The organism is Parageobacillus galactosidasius (genome assembly GCF_002217735.1).
GTDB lineage: Bacteria > Bacillota > Bacilli > Bacillales > Anoxybacillaceae > Parageobacillus_B > Parageobacillus_B toebii.
The window spans coordinates 1,262,631-1,287,946 of the sequence record NZ_NDYL01000001.1; the positions used below are offsets into that span (position 1 = coordinate 1,262,631).

21 protein-coding genes and 2 pseudogenes are annotated in these 25,316 nt (G+C 42.9%); all 23 read left to right on the forward strand.

Annotated features, from left to right (window positions below; genetic code table 11):
• Positions 1-27 precede the first annotated feature (27 nt).
• The 23 genes and pseudogenes from B9L23_RS06675 to B9L23_RS06785 all read left to right on the forward strand — a co-directional run bounded on the left by B9L23_RS06675 (position 28) and on the right by B9L23_RS06785 (position 24,561).
• Complete coding sequence (locus B9L23_RS06675) at positions 28-1,119, forward strand: BMP family lipoprotein (protein ID WP_062753334.1); 1,092 nt, start codon at positions 28-30, stop codon at positions 1,117-1,119.
• Between the two features lie 129 nt (positions 1,120-1,248).
• Complete coding sequence (locus B9L23_RS06680; protein ID WP_062678192.1) at positions 1,249-2,778, forward strand: ABC transporter ATP-binding protein; 1,530 nt, start codon at positions 1,249-1,251, stop codon at positions 2,776-2,778.
• Positions 2,775-3,845: an ABC transporter permease gene (locus tag B9L23_RS06685; RefSeq protein WP_062753333.1), complete on the forward strand. Its 1,071-nt coding sequence runs from the start codon at positions 2,775-2,777 to the stop codon at positions 3,843-3,845. The genes B9L23_RS06680 and B9L23_RS06685 overlap by 4 nt, the downstream gene beginning before the upstream one ends.
• Positions 3,846-4,805: an ABC transporter permease gene (locus B9L23_RS06690; RefSeq protein WP_081188553.1), complete on the forward strand. Its 960-nt coding sequence runs from the start codon at positions 3,846-3,848 to the stop codon at positions 4,803-4,805.
• Positions 4,806-4,958: 153 nt separating this feature from the next.
• Positions 4,959-6,239 (forward strand): EF-P 5-aminopentanol modification-associated protein YfmF, encoded by a 1,281-nt coding sequence (yfmF, locus tag B9L23_RS06695; protein WP_089097085.1) that lies wholly within the window; start codon positions 4,959-4,961, stop codon positions 6,237-6,239.
• A gap of 2 nt (positions 6,240-6,241) precedes the next feature.
• Positions 6,242-7,534 carry an EF-P 5-aminopentanol modification-associated protein YfmH gene (yfmH, locus tag B9L23_RS06700; protein ID WP_062678190.1) on the forward strand — a complete coding sequence of 431 codons (1,293 nt, stop codon included), beginning with the start codon at positions 6,242-6,244 and terminating at the stop codon, positions 7,532-7,534.
• Between the two features lie 40 nt (positions 7,535-7,574).
• The gene (gene ymfI / locus B9L23_RS06705; RefSeq protein ID WP_015863514.1) at positions 7,575-8,291 is read left to right on the forward strand and encodes an elongation factor P 5-aminopentanone reductase; all 717 of its coding nucleotides are present in this window, start codon (positions 7,575-7,577) and stop codon (positions 8,289-8,291) included.
• A gap of 61 nt (positions 8,292-8,352) precedes the next feature.
• Positions 8,353-8,601 (forward strand): DUF3243 domain-containing protein, encoded by a 249-nt coding sequence (locus tag B9L23_RS06710; RefSeq protein WP_062678189.1) that lies wholly within the window; start codon positions 8,353-8,355, stop codon positions 8,599-8,601.
• Between the two features lie 132 nt (positions 8,602-8,733).
• Positions 8,734-9,525, forward strand: a complete 792-nt coding sequence (locus B9L23_RS06715; RefSeq protein WP_089097086.1) for a DUF3388 domain-containing protein — start codon at positions 8,734-8,736, stop codon at positions 9,523-9,525.
• Between the two features lie 24 nt (positions 9,526-9,549).
• Positions 9,550-10,434: a helix-turn-helix domain-containing protein gene (locus tag B9L23_RS06720; RefSeq protein WP_041269617.1), complete on the forward strand. Its 885-nt coding sequence runs from the start codon at positions 9,550-9,552 to the stop codon at positions 10,432-10,434.
• 56 nt (positions 10,435-10,490) lie between these two features.
• Positions 10,491-11,069, forward strand: coding sequence for a CDP-diacylglycerol--glycerol-3-phosphate 3-phosphatidyltransferase (gene pgsA / locus B9L23_RS06725; RefSeq protein ID WP_015863518.1), 579 nt, complete (start codon positions 10,491-10,493; stop codon positions 11,067-11,069).
• A 36-nt stretch (positions 11,070-11,105) separates the two neighbouring features.
• A complete protein-coding gene (locus B9L23_RS06730) occupies positions 11,106-12,356 on the forward strand; it encodes a competence/damage-inducible protein A (RefSeq protein WP_062678187.1) in 1,251 nt (416 codons plus the stop codon).
• Between the two features lie 163 nt (positions 12,357-12,519).
• Positions 12,520-12,807 (forward strand): annotated as a pseudogene (locus B9L23_RS06735) (recombinase RecA); the annotation flags it as partial.
• A 974-nt stretch (positions 12,808-13,781) separates the two neighbouring features.
• Positions 13,782-14,546: pseudogene (gene recA / locus B9L23_RS06740) on the forward strand (recombinase RecA); the annotation flags it as partial.
• Between the two features lie 460 nt (positions 14,547-15,006).
• Positions 15,007-16,563 carry a ribonuclease Y gene (rny, locus tag B9L23_RS06745; protein ID WP_015863523.1) on the forward strand — a complete coding sequence of 519 codons (1,557 nt, stop codon included), beginning with the start codon at positions 15,007-15,009 and terminating at the stop codon, positions 16,561-16,563.
• An 83-nt stretch (positions 16,564-16,646) separates the two neighbouring features.
• Positions 16,647-17,441, forward strand: a complete 795-nt coding sequence (locus tag B9L23_RS06750) for a TIGR00282 family metallophosphoesterase (RefSeq protein ID WP_015863524.1) — start codon at positions 16,647-16,649, stop codon at positions 17,439-17,441.
• A 114-nt stretch (positions 17,442-17,555) separates the two neighbouring features.
• Positions 17,556-17,816, forward strand: a complete 261-nt coding sequence (spoVS, locus tag B9L23_RS06755; RefSeq protein ID WP_015863525.1) for a stage V sporulation protein SpoVS — start codon at positions 17,556-17,558, stop codon at positions 17,814-17,816.
• Positions 17,817-17,908: 92 nt separating this feature from the next.
• Positions 17,909-18,832: a dipeptidase gene (locus tag B9L23_RS06760; protein ID WP_015863526.1), complete on the forward strand. Its 924-nt coding sequence runs from the start codon at positions 17,909-17,911 to the stop codon at positions 18,830-18,832.
• A 202-nt stretch (positions 18,833-19,034) separates the two neighbouring features.
• Positions 19,035-20,771: a 2-oxoacid:acceptor oxidoreductase subunit alpha gene (locus tag B9L23_RS06765; RefSeq protein WP_089097087.1), complete on the forward strand. Its 1,737-nt coding sequence runs from the start codon at positions 19,035-19,037 to the stop codon at positions 20,769-20,771.
• Between the two features lie 2 nt (positions 20,772-20,773).
• On the forward strand, positions 20,774-21,640 hold the full coding sequence (locus B9L23_RS06770; RefSeq protein ID WP_089097088.1) for a 2-oxoacid:ferredoxin oxidoreductase subunit beta: 867 nt from the start codon (positions 20,774-20,776) through the stop codon (positions 21,638-21,640).
• Positions 21,641-21,824: 184 nt separating this feature from the next.
• Positions 21,825-23,396 carry a tRNA (N6-isopentenyl adenosine(37)-C2)-methylthiotransferase MiaB gene (gene miaB, locus B9L23_RS06775; protein ID WP_081189850.1) on the forward strand — a complete coding sequence of 524 codons (1,572 nt, stop codon included), beginning with the start codon at positions 21,825-21,827 and terminating at the stop codon, positions 23,394-23,396.
• Position 23,397: 1 nt separating this feature from the next.
• Positions 23,398-23,835, forward strand: a complete 438-nt coding sequence (locus tag B9L23_RS06780; RefSeq protein ID WP_081189851.1) for a YlbF/YmcA family competence regulator — start codon at positions 23,398-23,400, stop codon at positions 23,833-23,835.
• A 177-nt stretch (positions 23,836-24,012) separates the two neighbouring features.
• Positions 24,013-24,561: an outer spore coat protein CotE gene (locus tag B9L23_RS06785; protein WP_015863531.1), complete on the forward strand. Its 549-nt coding sequence runs from the start codon at positions 24,013-24,015 to the stop codon at positions 24,559-24,561.
• Positions 24,562-25,316: the final 755 nt, after the last annotated feature.

Genomic DNA, 25,316 nt, shown 5'->3' on the forward strand with positions numbered 1-25,316 from the left:
TTTTTTTATGGATTAGGGGGTATTTTAATGAAAAAACGATTTGGACTCGCCCTTTCCCTTGTTTTAGCAGCAGGTACACTGTTAAGTGCATGCGGTGGACAAGGGGGGAATAATGCTGGTGACAAAGGCAAAGACACGTTTAGTGTTGCGATGGTAACAGACGTTGGCGGTATTGATGACAAATCTTTCAACCAATCTGCTTGGGAAGGTTTGCAAAAATTTGGAAAAGAGAATGGCTTGAAAAAAGGCCGAGGCGGTTATGATTATTTACAATCATCAAGCGATGCTGACTATCCGACAAACTTAAATAAGCTTGTGCGCAGCGACTTTGATTTGATTTATGGAATTGGATATTTAATGGGAGATGCAGTAAAAGAAGTTGCTGAACAAAACCCGAAAAAGCATTTTGCGATCGTTGACACGGTTGTTGAACAACCAAACGTAGCTAGCATTACGTTCAAAGAGCATGAAGGTTCATTCCTTGTTGGTGTCGTTGCCGGCTTAACAACAAAAACGAATAAAATCGGATTTATCGGCGGCATGGAAATTCCATTAATTGAGAAGTTTGAAAGCGGATTCCTTGCAGGAGTAAAAGCTGTTAATCCGAAAGCGAAAGTCGAAGTGCAATATGCCGGTGCGTTTGACCAAGCGGATAAAGGAAAAGCGATTGCATCAAGCATGTATGCTTCCGGAGTCGATGTCATTTATCATGCCGCTGGCGGAACAGGAAATGGTTTGTTCTCTGAAGCAAAAGACTTGAAAAAGAAAGATCCGAACCGTGAAATTTGGGTAATCGGTGTGGATAAAGACCAATCGCCTGAAGGTGTTGTGAAAGTTGGCGGCAAAACGTATAACGTTACATTAACATCGATGGTAAAACGTGTCGATGTGGCTGTATATGACTTGGCAAAACGAGCAAAAGATGGCGATTTCCCTGGCGGAAAAACGCTTGAATATGGTCTTCAAGAAGACGGGGTTGGCATTGCGCCTACACAAGACAACATTAAGCCGGAAGTGTTAAAAGCAGTCGATGAATGGAAGCAAAAAATCATCAAAGGCGAAGTAAAAGTTCCAATGACTCGCAAAGAATACAAACAGTTTGAAGCATCCTTAAAATAATTGAATAAAAAGGCTAGTGGTTACGCTAGCCTTTTTATTCGCAAAAAATCATAAAATGAAAGGCTGCAATCGGATATTGCATCCTTCCATTTTATGATTTTACCTTGCTTAAGTAAGGAGTGAATTTATTTGGAATATGTTATTGAAATGTTGAACATTCGAAAAGTGTTTGGCAATTTTGTCGCAAACGACAACATTACATTGCAGTTAAAAAAGGGGGAAATTCATGCGCTCTTAGGGGAAAACGGAGCAGGAAAATCGACGCTCATGAACGTGCTGTTTGGCCTTTATCAGCCGGATGGCGGCGAGATTCGCGTAAAGGGCCAAAAGGTAAACATTACTGATCCAAACGTTGCGAATGAACTTGGGATTGGCATGGTGCATCAACATTTTATGCTTGTTGATACGTTTACAGTCACGGAAAACATTATTTTAGGCAGTGAACCGAAAAAAGGCGGAATCATTGATATAAAGCGCGCAGAACAAGAAGTACGCGAACTGTCGGAACGGTACGGTCTTGCGGTAGACCCGACGGCGAAAATCGCTGATATTTCGGTTGGCATGCAGCAGCGCGTCGAGATTTTAAAAACGCTATATCGCGGGGCGGACATTTTAATTTTTGACGAACCAACGGCAGTGTTGACTCCGCAGGAAATACATGAACTGATTCAAATTATGAAAAAGTTGGTGAAAGAAGGAAAATCGATTATTTTAATTACCCATAAGTTAAAGGAAATAATGGAAGTATGCGATCGTGTCACCGTTATTCGCCGCGGAAAAGGAATCGCTACTTTAAATGTTTCAGAAACAAATCCAAATGAGCTTGCCTCTCTTATGGTCGGCCGCGAAGTGCAGTTTAAAACAGAAAAAAAACCAGCACAGCCAGGCAAACCAGTGCTGGAAATTAAAGATTTAGTCGTAAAAGACGCGCGCGGCGTGGCTGCCGTCAATCATTTAGACTTAACGGTGCATGCTGGAGAAATTGTGGGTATTGCAGGGGTAGACGGCAATGGGCAGACAGAACTGATTGAGGCGCTTACAGGGCTTGTTAAGGTGGAATCGGGATCGATTTTGTTGAACGGCCGCGATATTACGAACCTTCCGCCGCGAAAAATTACCGAAGCAGGCGTCGGCCATATCCCGCAGGATCGCCATAAACATGGCCTTGTTCTGGACTTTCCAATTGGGGAAAATATGGTGCTGCAAACATATTACAAATCCCCATATTCGAAACGCGGAATTTTAAATTTTAAAGCGATTTACGACAAAGCGCGTCAGCTTATTGCCGAATTCGATGTGCGCACGCCGGACGAATTTACGAAAGCGCGCGCCCTGTCTGGCGGGAACCAACAAAAAGCGATTATCGGCCGGGAAGTAGATCGAAATCCAGATTTGCTTATTGCCGCACAGCCAACACGCGGTCTGGATGTTGGGGCAATTGAATTTATTCATAAACGTTTAATTGAACAGCGTGATCAAGGAAAAGCGGTGCTTCTTGTTTCATTTGAGCTAGATGAAGTCATGAATGTAAGTGACCGTATTGCTGTTATTTACGAAGGAAAAATTGTTGCCATCGTTGATCCGAAAGAGACGACAGAGCAAGAACTCGGATTATTAATGGCGGGAAGTAAACGGAAGGAAGCAGGTGTGTCTTCATGAAGTTGAGTGAACTTAAAAAATTTTTTGTTTCCACATCGTCTGCCTTTGTTGTTCCTGTATTGGCCGTATTGTTAGGGATGATTGTCGGTGCGGTTGTAATGATCGCAAGCGGTTATAATCCGCTCGCCGGATATTCGTCTCTTCTATACGGTGCATTTGGCGATCCATATTACATTGGAGAAACGATTCGACAAACGACACCTTATATTTTAGCAGGTCTTGCAGTTGCTTTTGCCTTCCGTACCGGTTTGTTTAACATCGGTGTAGAAGGTCAGCTTATTGTTGGCTGGCTTGCGGCGGTATGGGTCGGTGTATCGTTTGAACTTCCAAAGGTCATTCACCTGCCGATGGCGATTTTAGCGGCAGCGCTGGCAGGAGCGATATGGGCGCTCATTCCAGGGATTTTAAAGGCGTATTTAAGAGTCCATGAAGTGATTGTTACCATTATGATGAACTATATTGCCCTTCATGTGACAAACGCTATTATTCGCTCTGTTTTATCGGATGAAGGGTTTAAATCAAAGCCTGTGCATGAAAGCGCATCGCTTCGTTCGGAGTTTTTAGAATCCATTACGTATCACTCTTCCGTACATTATGGCATTATTTTCGCGATCATCGGTGCGGTCGTTATGTGGTTTCTTCTTGAAAAAACGACAAAAGGATTTGAACTGCGCGCTGTTGGGTTTAACCAGCATGCTTCTCAATATGCAGGAATGAATGTAAAAGCAAATATTATTTTATCCATGATCATTTCTGGAGCATTCGCTGGAATCGCTGGGGCGATGGAAGGTCTCGGCACTTTCGGAAATATTTCCGTGAAAGCCGGTTTTACCGGTGTAGGATTTGATGGAATTGCTGTGGCGCTGATTGGCGGAAACAACGCATTTGGAATATTGCTATCAGCATTATTATTTGGCGCGTTGAAAGTTGGGGCGCTTGAAATGCCGTCAAGCGCTGGTGTGCCAACAGAACTAGTGGATATTATTATTGCACTCATTATTTTCTTTGTCGCGTCAAGTTATGTCATTCGTTTATTACTATCTCGTTTGAAAAAGGGGGCGGAATAAGTGAGCGTCTATGAAGTATTGCAAGTAATTATTCCTTCTGCCATTTTCTTTGCTGCTCCCCTTATTTTTACAGCGCTTGGCGGCGTATTTAGCGAACGATCCGGCGTTGTGAATATTGGTTTAGAAGGGTTAATGACCATTGGAGCATTTATTGGCATTGTTTTCAATTTAACGTTTGCTGATAAATTTGGAACGCTTACCCCATGGCTCGCTTTACTCGTTGCGATGGTTGTCGGCACCATTTTTTCGCTGTTTCATGCCGTTGCATCTATTTCGTTTCGCGCTGATCAAGTGGTTAGCGGTGTGGCGATTAACTTTTTAGCGCTTGGATTGTCGCTCTTTTTAGTCAAAAAAATATACGGAAAAGGGCAAACCGATCAGATTCAAGTTGGATTTGATAAAATAGACATTCCGGTATTAAGTGATATTCCGGTGATCGGGCCGCTCTTTTTCTCCAATATGTACATTCCATCATATTTGGCGATTATTTTGGCGTTTGTCGTATGGTATGTCATTTACAAAACGCCGTTTGGCCTTCGTCTTCGCGCAGTCGGTGAACATCCGATGGCAGCGGATACGATGGGAATTAATGTGACGAAAATGCGCTATATTGCCGTTATGATCAGCGGAGCGTTAGGTGGGCTTGGCGGTGCGGTGTATGCGATGATCATTTCGCGCGATTTCAGCCATGCGACGATTTCCGGGCACGGCTTTATGGCGCTTGCGGCGATGATTTTCGGAAAATGGCATCCGATTGGGGCGATGGGAGCGGCGTTGTTCTTTGGTTTGGCACAAAGTTTAAGTATAGTTGGAAAAACGCTTCCATTTTTAAAAGATGTACCGACGGTTTATTTGCTGATTGCTCCATATGTGCTAACGATTTTAGCGCTTGCCGGCTTTATCGGGCGCGCGGAAGCACCGAAAGCTTTAGGTACGCCTTATATTAAAGGAAAACGGTAAAAGACGTAATGAAAATCGTGAAAAAAGAACTCGATCGTAAAGTTCGAGTTCTTTTTTGCTTTTATTTGCATTTTATGTTTTGTGAAAGGTATATTGTTGATATGATGAACACAACAATAAAAATATCGACAAGTTTACAAAGGAGGAGTTCGATTGATCAATGAAAAAATAACGACAATCCAAAACATGAACGTCCATACGATTCCGACCGATAAATATAAAACAAATACACTTGTATGGAAAATGAAAGCACCGCTTACAAAAGAAACGGTTACGTTACGCGCGCTTTTGCCGTATGTGCTTCAAAGCGGCACGGCGGAGTACCCAAGTGTAAAACAATTGCGCACATATTTAGATGAACTGTATGGCGCAACATTAAATGTGGATTTATCGAAAAAAGGCGAAAGCCATATTATTACGATTCGAATCGATGTGGCAAATGAAGTGTTTTTACAAGAGAAAATTCCGCTTCTTCGCAAAGCGCTCAAGCTGTTAAGCGATGTTGTTCTTCGTCCCGCTTTGCAAGACGGCCGGTTTGTCGATCACATTGTCGCACAAGAAAAGCGAGCGCTTAAGCAGCGTATTCAAGCCGTGTACGGCGATAAAATGCGGTATGCCAACTTGCGGCTTATTCAGGAAATGTGCAAAGGAGAACCGTATGCCCTGCACGCGAATGGCGAGCTAGACGATGTGGATCGCATTACTGCAGAGCAGCTGTTTCAATATTATAAAAAAACGCTGGAAGAAGACGAAATCGATTTATACGTCATTGGTGATGTACAAGAAGAGACCGTATTGGAAGCAGTTGCATCGCATTTTTCACTGCCAAACCGCACGGTTCGCGCATCTGTGAGAGAAACAGTTTCAACTAAAACGCGCGATAAAGTAAATGAAGTGATCGAAAAACAAGATGTCAAACAAGGAAAATTGAACATCGGTTATCGGACGAACGTCACGTATGAAGACGATGACTATTACGCGCTCCAAATGTTTAATGGCATTTTTGGCGGTTTTTCTCATTCGAAATTGTTTATCAATGTTCGTGAAAAAGCAAGTTTAGCGTATTACGCCGCTTCGCGTTTAGAAAGCCATAAAGGGTTATTAATGGTGATGTCCGGCATCGAACCGTCCAATTATCAAAAAGCGTTGCAAATTATTGAAAAACAAATGGAAGCGATGAAAAACGGCGATTTTACCGATGAAGAAATCACGCAAACAAAAGCGGTTATTCGCAATCAATTGTTAGAAACGATCGATACGCCGCGCGGATTGGTGGAAGTGCTTTACCATAACGTTGTCTCAAAGCGGAAACGGCCGATTGAAGAATGGCTATCAGGTGCAGATCGCGTATCGCGGGAGGAAATCGTGCGCGTTGCGGGCAAGGTCGAGCTCGACACGATTTACTTCCTGACCGGAATGGAGGGAGCGGAATAATTATGGAGAAAATTGTATACGAACAGCTGCAAGAACAACTGTTTTATGAAAAAATGGAAAATGGTTTAGATGTGTACATTTTGCCAAAAAAAGGGTTTCATAAAACGTACGCAACGTTTACGACCAAATATGGATCGGTCGACAATCAATTCGTTCCGCTCGGAAAGACCGAGATGAAGCAGGTGCCGGATGGAATCGCTCACTTTTTAGAGCATAAACTGTTTGAAAAAGAAGATGGCGATGTGTTCCAGCAGTTCAGTAAACAAGGAGCATCCGCAAACGCCTTCACCACGTTTACGCGTACGGCCTACTTGTTTTCGAGTACAACAAATGTGGAAAAAAATTTAGAAACGCTCATCGATTTTGTGCAAAGCCCATATTTTTCCGATCAAACGGTAGAAAAAGAAAAAGGAATTATCGGCCAAGAAATTCGCATGTATGATGACAATCCGGACTGGCGCGTTTATTTCGGCGTCATTGAAAGCTTGTATCAAAACCATCCGGTGAAAATTGATATTGCCGGTACGGTTGAATCCATTTCTCATATTACGAAAGAATTGTTATACGAATGTTACGAAACGTTTTACCATCCGAGCAATATGCTGCTTTTTATCGTCGGGCCGGTCGATGAACAAAAAATAATGCAGCAAATTCGCGATAACCAAGCAAAAAAATCGTTTCCGCAAGCTAGTGAGATTCAGCGCTTTGTGTACGATGAACCGAAAGAGAGAGCGGAAGAAAAGAAAGTCATTCCGATGCACGTGCAAACGAGTAAATGTCTTGTCGGAATCAAGGCGCCAACTGTTCACCCAGCCGGTAAAGAAAAATTAATTCATGAGTTAGCGTTCAATGTTTTGTTAGATTATTTATTCGGAAAAAGTTCGCCGCATTATGAACGGTTGTATCAGCTTGGGCTTATTGATGAAACATTTATGTACGATTATACAGAAGAGCGGGAATTTGGCTTTGCCATGGTCGGCGGGGATACGAGCGATCCAGATCGGCTTAGCGAAGAAGTGAAACAAATATTGTTGTCGTTTTCCGGTGATTCCATGACAGAATCAGAATTAGAGAGAGTGAAAAAGAAAAAAATCGGTGCGTTTTTACGCTCGCTTAACTCTCCAGAATATATCGCCAACCAGTTTACGCGATACGCATTTAACGAAGTAAGCTTGTTTGATGTTATTCCAGTATTACAATCATTAACGATCGAACAGATGGATCAAATTGCAAAACAATGTTTCCGCGAATCCCAAATTGCGGTATGCCAAGTTGTTCCAAAAGAAAGAAAGTAGCATCCTTCATTATGGAGGGTGCTTTTTTAGGGGGATTATTATGAAATATGCGCTTATTACTGGAGCAAGCGGAGGAATTGGGACAAGCATCGCCCGCCAACTTGCTTCTGATGGTTATGGGCTTTTTTTGCATTATCATCGCCGGTATGAACGAGTAGAAAAACTGAAAAACGAGTTAGCAAATGTCCATGTCATTCCTGTCCAAGCGGATCTTTCGGATGAAAATGGAGCAAGCATGCTTCTTTCTCAAATCAATCGTCCCATCGATGTCATTATTCATAATAGCGGAAACAGCTATTACGGTCTCATTACGGATATGAGCGATGAGCTTGTTAGGAAAATGGTTCAGCTTCATGTGACAAGTCCGATTTTATTGACGAAAAAACTACTGCCGCGGATGATTGCGAACAAGCGGGGAAACATCGTTGTTATTTCTTCAATTTGGGGACTTACAGGTGCTTCTTGCGAAGTCGTCTATTCCATGGTCAAAGGCGGACAAAATGCGTTTGTAAAAGCGCTCGCAAAAGAAGTGGCGCCCAGCGGAATTCGTGTGAATGCCGTCGCTCCAGGGGCCATTGATACAGATATGTTGCGCCGGTTCAGTGATGAGGAATTGCAATCCATTGCGGACGATATTCCGATCGGGCGTATCGGCACACCCGATGAGGTTGCGAAAACAGTGTCATTTTTGCTTTCCGATGCTGCTTCATACATAACGGGACAAATTATTTCCGTCAATGGCGGTTGGTACTGTTAAGTATATTTTATCAAAAAGCAGGCAAACTATCCTTGAAACGAAAATGAAGGAGGTTAAACATATGTCTGTATTAGATAACTTTGAACAATGGAAAGACTTCCTGGCAAATCGTCTTGAACAAGCGCAGCAACAAGGATTAAGCCAACAAGTGATTTCAGACATCGCTTATCAAATCGGTGATTACCTAGCAAAACAAGTAGATCCAAAAAACCCGGAAGAACGGTTGCTTGCGGACCTTTGGAAGGTTGCAGACGAACAAGAGCAGCACGCTATCGCCAACATGATGGTAAAATTAGTGCAACAACAATAACGTGTAGAGAGGGGTTCCCTCTCTTTTTTCATTCCAGTCCCTTTTCTGTTGCTTTTCCATTCGATATTATAGTAGTATGAATTTATCATAGGGAGTTTGTGCGGGCATTAAGGATGAGGGAGGAAAGATGGGATGGGGAAGCAAGAGTGGTATTTGGAATATGAGATACATATTAATCGCCCGGGTTTGTTAGGCGATGTTGCTTCATTATTAGGAATGCTGTCTATTAATATCGTTACGATTAACGGTGTCCGCGATTCGCGGCGCGGCATGCTTCTACTTTGTGATAATAACGAACAAATCGAACGATTGTCTACCATTTTGCAAACGATGGATAATATTACAGTGACGAAGCTGCGCCAGCCAAAACTGCTTGATCGCCTTGCCGTCCGCCACGGCCGCTACATTCAGCGGGATGTCGATGACAAAAAAACGTTCCGCTTTGTCCGTGACGAGCTCGGGCTGCTTGTTGATTTTATGGCGGAAATTTTTAAAGAGAAAGGCCATAAACTTATTGGCATCCGCGGAATGCCGCGCGTCGGCAAAACCGAGTCGATCGTTGCGGCAAGTGTTTGTGCGAATAAACGATGGCTTTTTGTATCCTCAACGCTGATTAAGCAGACGGTGCGCAGCCAGCTGATCGAAGGCGAATATAGCGAAGAAAATATTTTTATTATTGACGCCATCGTGTCTACTCGGCGGGCAAATGAGAGACATTGGCAACTGATTCGCGAACTGATGCGCCTTGAGGCGACAAAAGTGGTGGAACACCCAGATATTTTTGTCCGCCATACCGAATACACTCTTGATGATTTTGACTATATTATTGAGTTGCGCCATGATCCAAATGAAGAGATTACGTACGATGTCATTGATCAGCCGTCACTGTTTGGAAACGATGTTTTTTCAGAATTTGATTTTTAATCAAAAAATGGAAGGTGTTTGTCGTTGACGGAACTAGGTAAACGTTTGAAGGAAGCAAGAGAAGCGAAAAACATTAGTTTGGACGAGTTGCAAGAGATGACGAAAATTCAAAAGCGCTATTTAATCGGTATTGAAGAAGGAAATTATGCGATTATGCCGGGGAATTTTTATGTTCGGGCGTTCATTAGGCAATACGCCGAAGCAGTTGGGCTTGACCCGGACGAAATATTTGAACAGTACAAACAAGATATTCCACAATCATATGATGAAGAAATCCCTCAGCAATTATCGCGAGTAAAAACGCGGCAACAAATTTCACCGAACAGCACGAAATGGTTAGATTTGCTTCCAAAATTGCTTATTGCTGCAGGGATTGTCGGCATTGCTGTTGTGATTTGGCTGTTTTTGCAACAAAATAACGCAGAGGACAAACCGCAAAATCAAATTGCCGGGGAGACGACGGAGGTAGAACGCTCGAAAAATTCACCGCTTGAAAAAGCGAAAAAAGAAGAAAAAGAGAAAAAACAAGAAACTGAGGACAAACAACCAAAAGCGGAAAAAGAAACGGAAAAATCACCTTCTTCAGCTGCAACGCTTACTGTTGTCGAAACACGCGGTAATTTATCGACAATCGAATTAACAAATACAAACGAATTTGTTATTGAATTGACGTCAAAAGGAAACTCTTGGGTAGAGGTATATAATACAAAAGGCCACTCCTTTTTCAAAGGAAATTTAACGAACGGGCAAACGCAAACGTTTGACTTATCAGCAGAGGCGGAAGTGTTTGTAAAAATCGGGAGAACGCTCGATGTTGACATAAAAGTAAATGGACAACCTTTCACCTATCCAATGGACCCAAAAGACGAAGTATATCAAAAAATGAAATTTATCTTTAAAAAATCATAAAGTCATCTTTCCTGTAGATGGCTCTTTTCACATGTTTGCTAGCGGAGGTATTCAGAGTGAATTTACCTAATAAAATAACAGTAGCAAGAATTATGCTAATACCGTTATTTTTGATTGTCATGTTAGTTCCGTTTGGATGGGGCAGCGTGAAAATAGGAACAGACACGCTGCCAATTGCCCATCTGATTGGTGCGCTTATTTTCATTATTGCCTCGACAACTGACTGGATTGACGGATATTATGCCCGTAAATATCAGCTAGTAACTAATTTAGGAAAGTTTTTAGATCCGCTTGCGGATAAACTGCTTGTATCGGCAGCGCTCATTGTACTTGTCGAACTAAAGGCCGCTCCTTCATGGATGGTGATCATCATCATTAGCCGTGAATTTGCGGTTACGGGGCTTCGGCTTGTGCTTGCAGGAGAAGGGGAAGTAATGGCTGCCAACATGCTTGGTAAAATTAAAACATGGACGCAGATTGTCGCCATTTCCGCTCTTCTTTTACATAATTTCCCTTTTTCTCTTATTTCATTTCCGTTTGCCGATTTAGCGCTTTGGGTTGCAGTCATTTTTACGATTTGGTCCGGATGGGATTACTTTGCGAAAAATAAACATGCTTTTTTGCATTCAAAGTAGAAAGATGTACGCAGTCAAACAAAGGGGGCATTTTCATTGAATGCGGAGATTATTGCTGTCGGCTCTGAGTTATTGCTTGGGCAGATTGCCAACACGAATGCACAGTTTTTATCTGAAAAGCTCGCTGAACTTGGAATCAATGTCTATTTTCATACCGTTGTAGGCGACAATGCCGGCCGGCTCGAACAGGCGGTAAGAGTGGCGCAGGCGCGTGCCGAACTCATTATTTTTACTGGCGGGCTTGGGCCGACGAAAGATGATTTAACGAAAGAAACGATCGCCCGCCTGTTAGGGCGCGAGCTTGTGATCGATGAGGAAGCGCTTCGTTCCATTGAAGCATATTTTGCCCGCACAAACCGGACCATGACAGAAAATAATAAAAAACAGGCGCTTGTATTACAAGGATCTACTATATTGAAAAACGAACACGGAATGGCACCTGGAATGGCAATTACGCTGAATTCAATTACGTATATGCTTCTTCCCGGCCCTCCAAAAGAAATGCAGCCGATGTTTCTCAAATATGGCCGACCGTTTTTAATGGAACAGCTTGGCCGTCATGAGCGCATTGAATCGCGTGTATTACGCTTTTTCGGAATCGGTGAGTCGCAGCTGGAAACAGACATTGAAGATCTTATTGATCAACAATCAAACCCGACGATTGCCCCGCTTGCTGGTGACGGAGAAGTAGCGTTGCGCTTGACCGCGAAACACCATTCCGAAATCGAAGCAAAAAAACTTTTAGATAAAACGGAACAAGCGATTTTAGAGCGCGTCGGCCGCTATTTTTATGGCTATAATGACGAAACGTTGTTTAAAAAGACCGTGAAGATGTTGAAGGAAAAAAAGAAAACGATCGCGGCGGCAGAAAGCCTCACAGGCGGACTTTTCTTAACCGAATTAACGGCCATTCCCGGCGCTTCTCAAGTTGTCCGCGGCGGAGTTGTCTGCTATGCCAATGAAGTAAAAGAGAAAGTTCTTCACGTTCCTGCTTCTGTTTTGACAACAGATGGAGCAGTAAGCGAACGTTGTGCGCAGCTATTAGCGGAAAATGTCCGCACACTTTGTCATGCTGATATTGGCATCAGTTTTACAGGCGTAGCAGGACCAGACCCGCTTGAAGGAAAGCCAGTCGGCACTGTATATATTGGCATTTCCACCCCTGAAAACGAGACAGAAGTCTATGCCCTTGCATTACCCGGTCAGCGTGATGCGATTCGAATTCGTACCGCGAAATATGGTTGCTCCATTATATTAAAAAAATTGGCGGCTGCATATGAAGGGTAGCTGCCTTTCCTCTTTGATGTTCCCCCGCTTTTTATTTCATCACAAATGGAGAATGTTTCTATTTTCTCCACAAGAAAAACGAATGAACGTTCGATTTTTTTCTTGGCAACAGCCCTAAAAAACGGTATAGTATAAGTAGTTGAGAAAAAGGAGGAGTTTGTTAGTGAATCAAGACCGTCAAGCCGCCTTAGAACAGGCGTTAAAACAGATCGAAAAGCAATTTGGAAAAGGCTCGATCATGAGACTTGGAGAACAAACAGACCGGAAAATTTCCACTGTATCAAGTGGATCGCTTGCACTGGATATCGCTTTAGGAGTCGGCGGATATCCGCGTGGACGCATTGTTGAAATATATGGGCCTGAATCTTCCGGGAAGACAACAGTTGCGCTTCATGCGATTGCCGAAGTGCAAAAACAGGGGGGACAAGCTGCGTTTATTGATGCGGAGCACGGTGCGACCTGTTGCTAACCCAAGTATGGTGGAAACACCATACGAAAAGTTAGCGGGACCGAATTACAGTAGGTCCTAACTGCACCACCGAGAGCTCGGTGAAAGTCCGAGACAGGAATGAAGGTTGGCATTCCTGCCCTAATACCCCGACGTGCGGTAATGGTGCGCAACATTACCGTGCGAAGCTCGGAGAGGACGGCGAAAAGCAGACCTGAGAAGTGGTTAGCGAAGTAGCCGGGGGTCCATAAAACTCCTATGGCCAGAGAACGCAGAGTGCGTTGGAACGAACCGCCGGAAGTACGGCTCGTAAGGCGTGGAGCACCGAATAAAGAAGGTGCTCACCTCCTTAGAGAGGCTCAGCCCCGGATCGAGTATTCGTGTTTGCTCGATCTGGATTGATCCCACAGAGGATCTTTGCCTTGAGTCCTCCAACCGTGGACGAAAAGGTGGCTGACGGGTCAGAGGCGGGGCCTAAGGGAGTATGTAAGGATAGGTGGTGCGGTACAGGTGAACCACCCCAGTGGATGTTAAGGGGTGCGCACCCCGATGCCACTAAGCAGTAGGAAATGACTGCTGAAGGGGTGGGGCAGCAGCCCGTAGTAGTGATGAAGCAGGGTAATGCCTGCGGAGCGAAGGGGCATAGTCGAGTACCTTTTGGTTACTAACCCCAGACGTCGATTAGGAAGCCGTGAGGAAATCCGCAAGGATTTCGGTGAGCAAAACTGATTAACAACGTGTATGGTACAAATCCCGACAGAAAGGATTTGATACTATCAAACACACGTTTCAAGAACTAATCAGCCCGAGGTCGGAAGAAAAGTATAGGAAGTATATACACGGGTGAAGTCTTGGGTGTAATTAGTAACCGGGGTACTCGATGGAACGCCGTGTGCGGGGAAACTCGCACGCACGGTGTGAAGCGGGGGAAAATAGCCCCTCCGGGTAATGCCGAGGGTGACTATTACCTATCGCTATCGCTTGATCCAGTTTATGCACAAAAGCTAGGCGTAAACATCGATGAGTTGTTGCTTTCCCAGCCGGATACAGGAGAACAGGCATTGGAGATTGCCGAGGCATTAGTAAGAAGCGGCGCGGTTGATATTATCGTTATTGACTCTGTTGCGGCGCTTGTACCGAAAGCGGAAATTGAAGGAGAAATGGGCGATGCCCACGTTGGTTTGCAAGCGCGTCTTATGTCACAAGCATTGCGCAAATTATCCGGAGCGATTAATAAATCAAAGGCAATCGCTATTTTCATCAACCAAATTCGCGAAAAAGTCGGAGTGATGTTTGGAAATCCGGAGACGACACCAGGCGGCCGAGCTCTAAAATTTTATGCTTCGGTCCGTTTAGAAGTGCGCCGTGCCGAACAAATTAAACAGGGCAATGACATGGTTGGAAATAAAACAAAAATTAAAGTAGTAAAAAATAAAGTTGCCCCTCCATTTAAAACGGCTGATGTAGATATTATGTACGGAGAGGGAATTTCCCGAGAAGGCGAAATCATCGATATGGCATCAGAGCTGGATATCGTGCAAAAAAGCGGTTCTTGGTATTCGTATAAAGACGAGCGTCTAGGTCAAGGACGTGAAAATGCAAAACAGTTTTTAAAAGAAAATCCGCATATCGCTGAAGAAATTGCACAAGAAATCCGTAGACATTACGGAATTGAATCGCCTTCTGTTTCGAACAACGCAAACGAGACGCAACAAGAGGAGCTTGGATTTTTAGAAGACTAAACCTAGGGAGGAAATGCTGTTTCCTCTCTTTTTTATTTTTTCTGATTTGTGACAGGGAGAAACTTCTATATCTTGACAATAAATTTTGCCACCTTTAAAATTAACATGTATATTTTATACAAAGAATCAGCCACGAAAGTCCGTGACTCCGGCTAAATGAAAGTGGCTCATGCACAAAACATGAATGTATTTTGGATTGAGCCAACTGTATAAAAACACTAATGATGTTTTTTTATTGTCTGTAAACATTTAGCAGAAACTGGAGCGCGTCCGCATGAAAAATGGAAAGAAAGTTCTCGCTTGATCGGCTTTAGCGGCGCATACGTTCGGCTAATGGGCGGATATATGTGTTGCTGATTTCGATGTCAGTAAGTATGGTACTGTATGTTGAAACGTTTGTAACAACGTACATGCCGACAGTTATTTCGAAATAATTTTATAGCAAGAGGAGGTGAAAAAAATGGGGTCAATCATCATCTCCGCTTTGCTTGCCTTAGTTGTCGGTGCCGTTGTCGGCTTTTTTATTCGAAAATCCATTGCAGAAGCGAAAATTGGCGGTGCACAAGCAGCTGCAAACCAAATCATTGAAGATGCGAAACGAGAAGCTGATGCGCTGAAAAAGGAAGCGCTTCTTGAAGCAAAGGATGAAATTCATAAACTTCGTACAGAGGTTGAACGTGAAATTCGCGATCGAAGAAGCGAGTTGCAAAAACAAGAAAACCGATTGCTGCAAAAAGAAGAAAATCTTGACCGAAAAGATGAGGCGCTGAATAAACGAGAAGCGCTCTTAGAATCGAAAGAGGAAGCACTGAATCAAAGACAACAACATATTGAACAGATGGAAAGCAAAGTGGAAGAGCTCGTTCAAAAGGAACAAATGGAATTGGAACGAATTTCTGGTCTAACACGCGAAGAAGCACGCCAAGTTATTTTGGAGCGTGTCGAAAAAGAGCTATCTCATGAAATTGCAATGATGGTGAAAGAAGCCGAGACCCGCGCGAAAGAAGAGGCGGATAAAAGAGCAAAAGCAATTTTATCGCTGGCGATTCAGCGCTGTGCGGCTGACCATGTCGCCGAAACGACCGTATCTGTCGTTAATTTGCCAAACGATGAAATGAAAGGCCGGATCATTGGTCGTGAAGGACGGAATATTCGTACGCTTGAAACGCTCACCGGTATTGATTTAATTATCGATGATACGCCGGAGGCAGTTATTTTATCGGGATTTGATCCAATCCGCCGTGAAACGGCTAGAATTGCTTTAGACAAACTTGTTCAAGATGGACGCATTCACCCGGCAAGAATTGAGGAAATGGTCGAAAAAGCAAGACGTGAAGTGGATGAGCATATTCGTGAAGTCGGCGAACAAACCACCTTTGAAGTTGGCGTTCACGGGTTACATCCGGATTTAATAAAAATTTTAGGACGCCTCAAATTCCGGACAAGCTACGGGCAAAACGTCTTGAAGCATTCAATTGAAGTGGCGTTTTTAGCCGGGTTGATGGCGGCGGAACTTGGCGAAGATGAAATGTTAGCAAGACGTGCTGGCCTCCTGCACGATATTGGCAAGGCGATTGACCATGAAGTGGAAGGAAGCCATGTTGAAATCGGTGTAGAATTGGCGACAAAATATAAAGAACACCCGGTTGTCATTAACAGCATCGCTTCCCATCATGGTGATACGGAGCCAACTTCCGTCATTGCCGTGCTCGTTGCAGCGGCTGATGCACTTTCTGCGGCAAGACCGGGAGCGCGCAGTGAAACATTGGAAAACTATATTCGCCGCCTCGAAAAATTGGAGGAAATCGCTGAATCGTACGAAGGTGTGGAGAAATCATATGCGATTCAAGCAGGTCGAGAAGTGCGTATTATGGTGAAGCCGGATATGATTGATGATTTAGAAGCGCATCGATTGGCGCGGGAAATTCGTAAACGGATCGAGGAGGAACTCGATTATCCGGGACACATTAAGGTTACCGTTATTCGTGAAACAAGAGCGGTAGAATATGCAAAATAAAGTGGCGATATTGCCACTTTATTTTTTTTATATTTTGTGCCAAACTTGAACTAGTTAGATTTCAGCTTAGAAAGGGATATACAATGAAATTTTTGTTTATTGGCGACGTTGTCGGTTCACCGGGAAGAAAAATGATAGAACAATATTTGCCAAAGTTAAAAGAAAAACATAAACCGAACATCATTGTCATTAATGGGGAAAATGCCGCAGGCGGAAAAGGAATTACGGAAAAAATTTATCGTACGTTTCTTGAGCAAGGCGCCCATGTCGTCACGCTTGGCAATCACGCATGGGATCAACGCGATATATTTGAATTTATCGATGATGCAAAGTCATTAATACGGCCGGCTAATTTTCCGGAAGGTGTCCCAGGAAAAGGGATTGTATATGTACAAGTAGAGCAAATGGAAGTAGCTGTTATTAACTTGCAAGGGAGAACGTTTTTGCCCGCCATCGATTGTCCATTTAAAAAAGCAGATGAGCTAATTGAAGAAGCAACCAGGCGCACGCCGATGATTTTGATTGATTTTCACGCGGAGGCAACAAGTGAAAAGCAAGCGATGGGTTGGTATTTGGATGGACGTGTTTCTGCAGTTGTTGGTACACATACGCACGTTCAAACTGCCGACGCTCGTATTTTGCCGAAAGGAACGGCGTATATTACTGATGTTGGGATGACCGGTCCGTATGATGGAATTTTAGGAGTGGATCGTGAGGCGGTGTTGCGGAAATTTTTAACCTCATTACCCGTTCGTTTTGAGGTAAAAGAGGGGAGAAGCCAATTAAACGCTGTGCTCATTGATATTGATGAGAAAACGGGACGAGCAAATAAGATCGAAAGAATTGTGATAAATGATGACAATCCTTATTTAGAATAGTCATTGTTTTAGGAATTTTTAAAAAATATTTATAAACTTAGCAGGAATACTCGCTAAAACAGTGAATATAGTAACAGTAGAACTATTTTTGAGGAAATGAGGGAGGAGCTAGAAATGGAAATATTAAAAGTTTCAGCAAAGTCGAATCCTAACTCTGTAGCTGGTGCACTTGCCGGGGTATTGCGCGAACGCGGATCAGCAGAAATTCAAGCAATCGGCGCAGGTGCATTAAACCAAGCCGTTAAGGCAGTAGCTATTGCACGAGGATTTGTGGCACCGAGCGGCATGGACCTTATTTGTATTCCTGCATTTACGGATATTATTATTGATGGGGAAGAACGTACGGCGATTAAATTAATTGTAGAACCTCGTTAATAGTAGTAACGCTTTTATGATAGAAACATAACCTGTTTGTGCCTTCCATTGGAAGGCAGGCAGGTTATTTTACTTTATAAAGGGGGATATGTATGATTTTCGATGCGCATTGTGACGCACTGATGAAATTATGGATGGATCGGTCTTTATCGTTCCAAGATGGCAAAAGTCTTCATGTCACCTTTCCATCACTTCTAGAGGCGAAAATAAAAGTTCAATGTTTTGCCATTTACATACCGGAAACTGTTCCGGAAGAAGCTCGTTTTACGGTTGCGCTAGAAATGATAGACATTTTTTTTGAACAAATGATTGAGCGATTTCCAATGTTGAAATTTGTTCGTTCGAAACGCGATATTGACGCATTGGAAGAAAATGAAATTGGGGCGATGTTAACGCTTGAAGGATGCGATGCGATTGGGACAAGCCTTGTAAAATTAAAAACATTGCTTCGCCTTGGTGTCTCGTCTGTTGGACTGACATGGAATTGGTCCAATGCTGTAGCAGATGGTTCTTGGGAAGTGCGCGGTGCCGGATTAACGGAATTCGGAAAACAAGTGGTGCGGCATCTTAACGAGGCAAAACGTTGGGTCGATGTTTCCCACTTATCGGAAAAAGCATTTTGGGACGTGATGGAAATCGCGCAATTTCCGATTGCTTCTCATTCTAATACATATCGCTTTTGTCCACATCCGCGTAATTTGCGAGATGAGCAAATTCGCGCGTTGATTGAGAAAAATGGGATGATTGGAATTACGTTCGTTCCGTACTTTTTAACGAAAGAAAAAGAAAAAGCGGCGATTTCTGACGTTCTCCGCCATTTGGAACACATTTGTTCACTCGGGGGAGCAAGGCACGTTGGGTTTGGCTCTGATTTTGACGGAATGGAAGAAACGGCAAAAGGACTCGAAAATGCGCGGTGCTATACAAATTTAGTCAACGAGCTGCAAAAACACTACTCAGAAGATGAGGTAGAACGGTTTTTATTTCGCAATTTTTATGACCATTTGCCGCAGTAAAATAAGAGATTGATGGCAATAGAAAAGAGTTTTTATAAGTAAGGTTGCATTTTTTTTCATATAGGTCTAGAATGAAATCGTTTGATATATTTTTATATGTTTAAATTTTTGTGAAAATCATTGCCTGCAAGTCTAGTGATTTTATTGGAAAAGTGCTACACTTATAATTGTAATTTTGACCGAACTTAAAGGGGTGTAAGAAATGATTAGTCAACTTTCATGGAAAGTTGGAGGACAGCAGGGAGAAGGAATTGAAAGTACCGGTGAAATCTTCTCCATTGCGCTAAATCGCCTAGGCTATTATTTATATGGGTATCGTCATTTTTCTTCGCGGATTAAAGGCGGTCATACGAATAACAAAATTCGTGTAAGTACAACACCAATTCGTTCGATTGCCGATGATCTTGATATATTAGTGGCGTTTGACCAAGAATCGATTGACTTTAATTTTCATGAACTTCGTGATGGTGGCATCGTGATCGCTGATGCGAAGTTTAACCCAACGATTCCGGAAGGTCAAAATGTAACGTTATATGCAGTTCCGTTTACAGATATCGCGACAAATTTAGGAACATCGCTTATGAAAAACATGGTCGCTGTTGGTGCGTCAAGTGCAGTTCTTGGCCTTGATATTAACGTATATCAAGAAGTGGTACAAGAAATTTTCGGAAGAAAAGGCCAGCAAGTTGTCGAAAAGAACATGGAAGCGATCCGAGCAGGGGCTCAGTATATGAAAGAACAGCTCGGTGATCATGTTCAAACAATGAAATTAGAAAAAGCGGATGGGAAAAAGCGGATGTTCATGATCGGCAACGACGCGCTTGCATTGGGCGCATTAGCTGGCGGTGCGCGTTTTATGGCGGCATATCCGATTACTCCGGCTTCAGAAATTATGGAATATTTAATTAAAAAACTTCCGGAACTAGAAGGAGCTGTCATTCAAACGGAAGATGAAATCGCCGCATGTACGATGGCGATTGGTGCCAACTATGCTGGCGTGCGGGCATTCACCGCATCAGCAGGTCCAGGTCTTTCTCTTATGATGGAGTCGATCGGGCTTGCTGGAATGACAGAAACACCGCTTGTCATCGTTGATACACAACGTGGCGGTCCAAGTACAGGATTGCCGACAAAACAAGAACAATCTGACTTAATGGCCATGATTTACGGAACGCATGGTGAAATTCCAAAAATTGTTATGGCGCCAAGCACAGTGCAAGAAGCGTTTTACGATATGGTGGAAGCGTTCAACCTTGCCGAAGAATATCAATGTCCGGTGATCGTTTTATCTGATTTGCAACTTTCCCTTGGTAAACAAACGGTTGAACCGTTAGAGTACGATAAAATCGAAATCCGCCGTGGCAAACTGGTAACAGACGAACTCCCGCCGTTGGAGAAAAAAGATAATTTTAAACGTTACGAAGTTACCGAAGATGGCATTTCTCCGCGCGTAATTCCGGGAACGCCAAACGGAATTCACCATGTAACAGGAGTAGAACACGCGGAAACAGGAAGACCGTCTGAAGTTGCGGCAAATCGGAATGCACAGATGGATAAGCGTTTGCGCAAATTAAAACATATTCAATTCAACACACCAGTTCATAAAAACGTTAAACACGATGAAGCAGATTTGTTAATTGTTGGTTTTATCTCTACGCGCGGTGCGATCGAAGAAGCGATCGACCGTCTTGAGCAAGACGGCGTGAAAGTCAATCACGCGCACATTCGTCTTCTTCATCCGTTCCCAACGGAGGAAGTGTTGCCGCTTGTCGAATCAGCGAAAAAAGTCGTCGTCGTTGAGCAAAATGCAACAGGCCAACTTGCAAACATTCTTAAAATGAATGTTGGACATGCTGAAAAAATTTCTAGTGTATTGAAATATGACGGTAATCCATTTTTGCCGAACGAAGTTTATACAAAATGCAAGGAGTTGTTATAAATATGGCAACGTTTAAAGACTTTCGTAACGATGTAAAACCGAACTGGTGTCCAGGGTGTGGCGATTTCTCCGTTCAAGCTGCCATTCAGCGCGCCGCGGCAAACGTCGGGCTTGAACCTCATCAATTAGCAGTTATTTCCGGAATTGGCTGCTCGGGACGTATTTCCGGTTATATTCATTCGTACGGCTTTCACGGCACCCATGGCCGCGCATTGCCGCTCGCCCAAGGAGTGAAAATGGCGAACCGTGATTTAACGGTCATTGCCGCAGGCGGCGATGGAGACGGATTTGCGATCGGCATGGGTCATACCATTCATGCGATTCGCCGCAACATCGATATTACGTATATTGTTATGGACAACCAAATTTACGGCTTAACAAAAGGGCAAACATCGCCGCGCAGCGATGTCGGCTTTAAAACGAAAAGCACTCCGCAAGGTTCGGTCGAACCGGCTCTTTCGATTATGGAAATCGCGCTAAGCGCTGGCGCAACGTTCGTAGCGCAAAGCTTCTCGAGCGATTTAAAAGAATTAACGAGCTTAATTGAAGAGGGGATTAAACATAAAGGGTTCTCGCTTATTAACGTATTCAGTCCATGTGTTACATATAATAAGGTAAACACATACGACTGGTTTAAAGAAAACCTTGTGAAAGTAAGCGAGATTGAGGGGTATGATCCATCGGACCGCATCATGGCAATGCAAACGGTAATGAAATATAAAGGATTAGTAACAGGGCTGATTTATCAAAATAAAGAACAAAAATCGTATCAAGAACTGCTTCACGGTTATAGCGAAACACCGCTTACGGAGGCAGATCTTCAACTAAGCAAAGAAAAATTCGATGAATTAATTTCTGAATTTATGTAATTTGGAAATGATTCACTCCCAATTAGGTATTGCCTAGTTGGGAGTGATTTTGTTATGATGATTTGTTCAGTGTTAAGCTGAATAAGAAAAGTATTGTTTAAATTTGTGATCAATTATATACTATGATAATGTGTATGATGAAAAGGAAACAATTGTTTTCTATAGCTATAGAAAGGAGATTATTATGAACGAAAAACAACGTTTAGAACAAACAGGACAAATTCAAACAGCTGATCATCCAACGGACAAAAAATCCGCTTTGGATGCGTTAAAGAAAAAAACGAGCAAAGATTACGAAAAATATTTTACTAGCGTATTTATTCCGCCAAATTTAAAAGAAGCGAAAAAACGCGGAAAAGAAGAAGTAAAATATGTTAAAGACTTCACTATACCGGAGCAATTCCGCGGCATGGGCGAAGGCCGCAAGTTTTATATTCGCACGTATGGCTGTCAAATGAACGAACATGATACCGAAGTAATGGCAGGAATTTTTATGGCGCTCGGATATGAGCCGACTGACCGCCCGGAAGATGCGAATGTCATTTTATTGAATACGTGCGCGATCCGCGAAAACGCGGAAAACAAAGTGTTTGGCGAGATCGGCCACTTAAAGCCGCTGAAGCAAAACAATCCGGATTTGCTTCTTGGGGTATGCGGCTGTATGTCGCAAGAAGAATCGGTCGTCAATAAAATTTTGAAACAATATCAATACGTTGACATGATTTTCGGTACGCATAACATTCATCGCCTTCCATACATTTTACATGAAGCATACATGTCAAAAGAAATGGTTGTGGAAGTTTGGTCAAAAGAAGGCGATGTGATCGAAAATCTTCCAAAAGCGCGCAGAGGCAACATTAAAGCATGGGTAAACATTATGTACGGCTGCGATAAGTTCTGTACGTACTGTATCGTTCCGTATACACGAGGGAAAGAACGAAGCCGCCGTCCGGAAGACATTATTCAAGAAGTGCGCCATCTTGCCGCCCAAGGATATAAAGAAATTACGCTTCTTGGCCAAAACGTCAACGCCTACGGGAAAGATTTCACCGACATGAAATACGGTCTTGGCGACTTGATGGACGAACTTCGTAAAATTGATATTCCGCGCATTCGCTTTACGACTAGCCATCCGCGCGATTTTGACGATCGTTTAATCGAAGTGCTCGCCAAACGCGGCAATCTAGTCGAGCATATTCACCTTCCAGTGCAATCCGGCAGCACGGAAATATTGAAATTGATGGGCCGGAAATATACGCGTGAGGAATATTTAGAGCTTGTCCGCAAAATTAAAGCGGCGATTCCAGACGTTGCGTTAACAACGGATATTATTGTCGGCTTCCCGAACGAGACGGAAGAACAGTTTGAAGAAACGCTGTCGCTCTACCGCGAAGTCGAATTTGATTCTGCATACACGTTCATTTATTCGCCACGTGAAGGCACACCGGCGGCGAAAATGGTTGATAACGTATCGATGGAAGTGAAAAAAGAACGCTTGCAGCGGCTAAACGCGCTTGTCAATGAAATTTCAGCGCGAAAAATGAAGGAATATGAAGGGAAAGTTGTCGAAGTATTAGTTGAAGGCGAGAGCAAAAACAACCCGGATGTCCTTGCTGGATACACGCGGAAAAACAAGCTTGTCAACTTCATCGGTCCGAAATCGGCGATTGGCAAACTTGTCAAAGTGCGGATTACCGAAGCGAAAACATGGACATTAAACGGGGAAATGGTAGAAGAAGCGATCGAGGTGAAATGAGATGGCAAAATATACACGTGATGAGATTTTAGCACAGGCGAAGGAACTCGCCAAAATGATTGCCGAGACAGAAGAAGTTGATTTTTTTAAACGCGCGGAAGAAAAAATACACCAAAACGAAAAAGTGCGCGCGATGATCGAGCAAATTAAATCATTGCAAAAACAAGCAGTCAACTTAAAACATTACGGGAAATATAAAGCGCTGAAAAAAGTAGAAGCACAAATTGACGCGATTTACGAAGAGCTTTCGCAAATTCCGATCGTTAGCGAATTCCAGCAATCGCAAACGGAAGTGAATGATCTGCTTCAATTAGTCGCTTCTACCATCTCCAATACGGTGACCGATGAGATTATCGCATCAACAGGCGGCAACGTGTTGCGCGGGGAGACAGGTGCGCAAATACGCTGTAGTGGAAACGGCGGCTGCGGCTGTCATTAAAATTTGACTGACGTCCTTGGTTTTCAAGGGCGTTTTTTTTATTGCGGAAAAAGTAGGCACATCATACGGGGACCCTGCATACAATGAACTATAAGGAATAATTTATAAACTTATGTGCACATTAGGCGAAATCATGCATAGGATGAAATGAAGATTCATTTGAGGAGGGTTTCTTATATGTCTGAATACAGAGAAATTATTACAAAGGCGGTCGTCGGGAAAGGTCGTAAATTTACGCAATCTACTCATACGATTACTGCTCCGAATCGTCCATCAAGCATTTTAGGATGCTGGATTATTAACCATCGTTACGATGCGAAAAAATGTGACAAGACAGTAGAAATCCATGGGAAATATGACGTTAACGTTTGGTATTCATACGACAACAATACAAAAACAGAAGTTGTCACAGAAACAGTAACATATGCGGATGTGGTGAAATTAAAATACCGTGACGATGATGATATTATTAGCGATGATACAGACATTATCGTTCGCGTCATTCAGCAGCCGAACTGCCTAGAATGCACCATTTCGCCAAACGGAAATAAAATTGTGGTCGATGTAGAACGCGAATTTATTTCCGAAGTCATTGGGGAAACGAAAATATGTGTCGCGATCCATCCAGACGGCTGCGGCAATGATGACGATGATTTTGACTACGGTGACCTAGATGAAGAACTAGAAGATTTAAGCCCAGATTTGCTTCTCGGCGATGAAGAGTAAAACTAGGAAGAAAGATCTTCCTAGTTTTTTTTTGGTTGAAAAGGGATGGAATGGAGCTTAACTTTTTATTTATCTGTTTCGTATCAATATTTGCATCATGTTCATCACTTTTTTATATATATTAACTATTCAAAATAATAAAAAAATTATAAAAAATTAAAATTTTTTGTAGACATGTGATTTTATATGTGCTATTCTATTTAACAAATAAACCATACTAATTGTGGATTAATATATTTAGAGATTTTTGAAACGTGTTAAATTTATCCTCTGTTTTCTATCAAAAGCTAGAAATTGATGAGGCAAAAAACGCTTTTGATGGAGCATGCGTTGATGTTCTTCAGTTGTTTTAGTCATTGAAGCAACGTTTCCACACATTGAAATGCCTCAACCATCTCTTCATGATTTAACATTAGACATAATGGTTCTCCTATTCTCTGCCTACACGAAGCAACGGTCCTGCACAATGAATATGTTCCAGTCCAAACAGCGATTTTCGGTTATTCGTTCACTATAATCATATATAGCTATGAAAGCCCGCGATTGGAGCCACCGGTGAGGTAGAAAACAGTTTTGTTTGAACCGTGCAGACAGGCGCCAAATACCAGTGAGGTGTTTGTCCATGATGCTTAACGGGACAAAAGTGAGTGCTTATACGCAGGTGTAGGAAAAACTCTTTAGTGCGCCAGAATCTGTGGATTTTAGTCGTGCAGAGGTTCAGACTTTTCACTGTTCGTTTCTTTCGGAACGTGAAT

What these genes read in the sequence shown, in the direction of transcription:
- B9L23_RS06675 (WP_062753334.1), top strand. Translation starts at nt 28, where the DNA reads ATGAAAAAACGATTTGGACTCGCCCTTTCCCTTGTTTTAGCAGCAGGT.
- B9L23_RS06685 (WP_062753333.1), top strand. Translation starts at nt 2,775, where the DNA reads ATGAAGTTGAGTGAACTTAAAAAATTTTTTGTTTCCACATCGTCTGCC.
- yfmH (WP_062678190.1), top strand. Translation starts at nt 6,242, where the DNA reads ATGGAGAAAATTGTATACGAACAGCTGCAAGAACAACTGTTTTATGAA.
- ymfI (WP_015863514.1), top strand. Translation starts at nt 7,575, where the DNA reads ATGAAATATGCGCTTATTACTGGAGCAAGCGGAGGAATTGGGACAAGC.
- B9L23_RS06710 (WP_062678189.1), top strand. Translation starts at nt 8,353, where the DNA reads ATGTCTGTATTAGATAACTTTGAACAATGGAAAGACTTCCTGGCAAAT.
- B9L23_RS06715 (WP_089097086.1), top strand. Translation starts at nt 8,734, where the DNA reads ATGGGGAAGCAAGAGTGGTATTTGGAATATGAGATACATATTAATCGC.
- rny (WP_015863523.1), top strand. Translation starts at nt 15,007, where the DNA reads ATGGGGTCAATCATCATCTCCGCTTTGCTTGCCTTAGTTGTCGGTGCC.
- B9L23_RS06750 (WP_015863524.1), top strand. Translation starts at nt 16,647, where the DNA reads ATGAAATTTTTGTTTATTGGCGACGTTGTCGGTTCACCGGGAAGAAAA.
- spoVS (WP_015863525.1), top strand. Translation starts at nt 17,556, where the DNA reads ATGGAAATATTAAAAGTTTCAGCAAAGTCGAATCCTAACTCTGTAGCT.
- B9L23_RS06760 (WP_015863526.1), top strand. Translation starts at nt 17,909, where the DNA reads ATGATTTTCGATGCGCATTGTGACGCACTGATGAAATTATGGATGGAT.
- B9L23_RS06765 (WP_089097087.1), top strand. Translation starts at nt 19,035, where the DNA reads ATGATTAGTCAACTTTCATGGAAAGTTGGAGGACAGCAGGGAGAAGGA.
- B9L23_RS06770 (WP_089097088.1), top strand. Translation starts at nt 20,774, where the DNA reads ATGGCAACGTTTAAAGACTTTCGTAACGATGTAAAACCGAACTGGTGT.
- miaB (WP_081189850.1), top strand. Translation starts at nt 21,825, where the DNA reads ATGAACGAAAAACAACGTTTAGAACAAACAGGACAAATTCAAACAGCT.
- B9L23_RS06780 (WP_081189851.1), top strand. Translation starts at nt 23,398, where the DNA reads ATGGCAAAATATACACGTGATGAGATTTTAGCACAGGCGAAGGAACTC.
- B9L23_RS06785 (WP_015863531.1), top strand. Translation starts at nt 24,013, where the DNA reads ATGTCTGAATACAGAGAAATTATTACAAAGGCGGTCGTCGGGAAAGGT.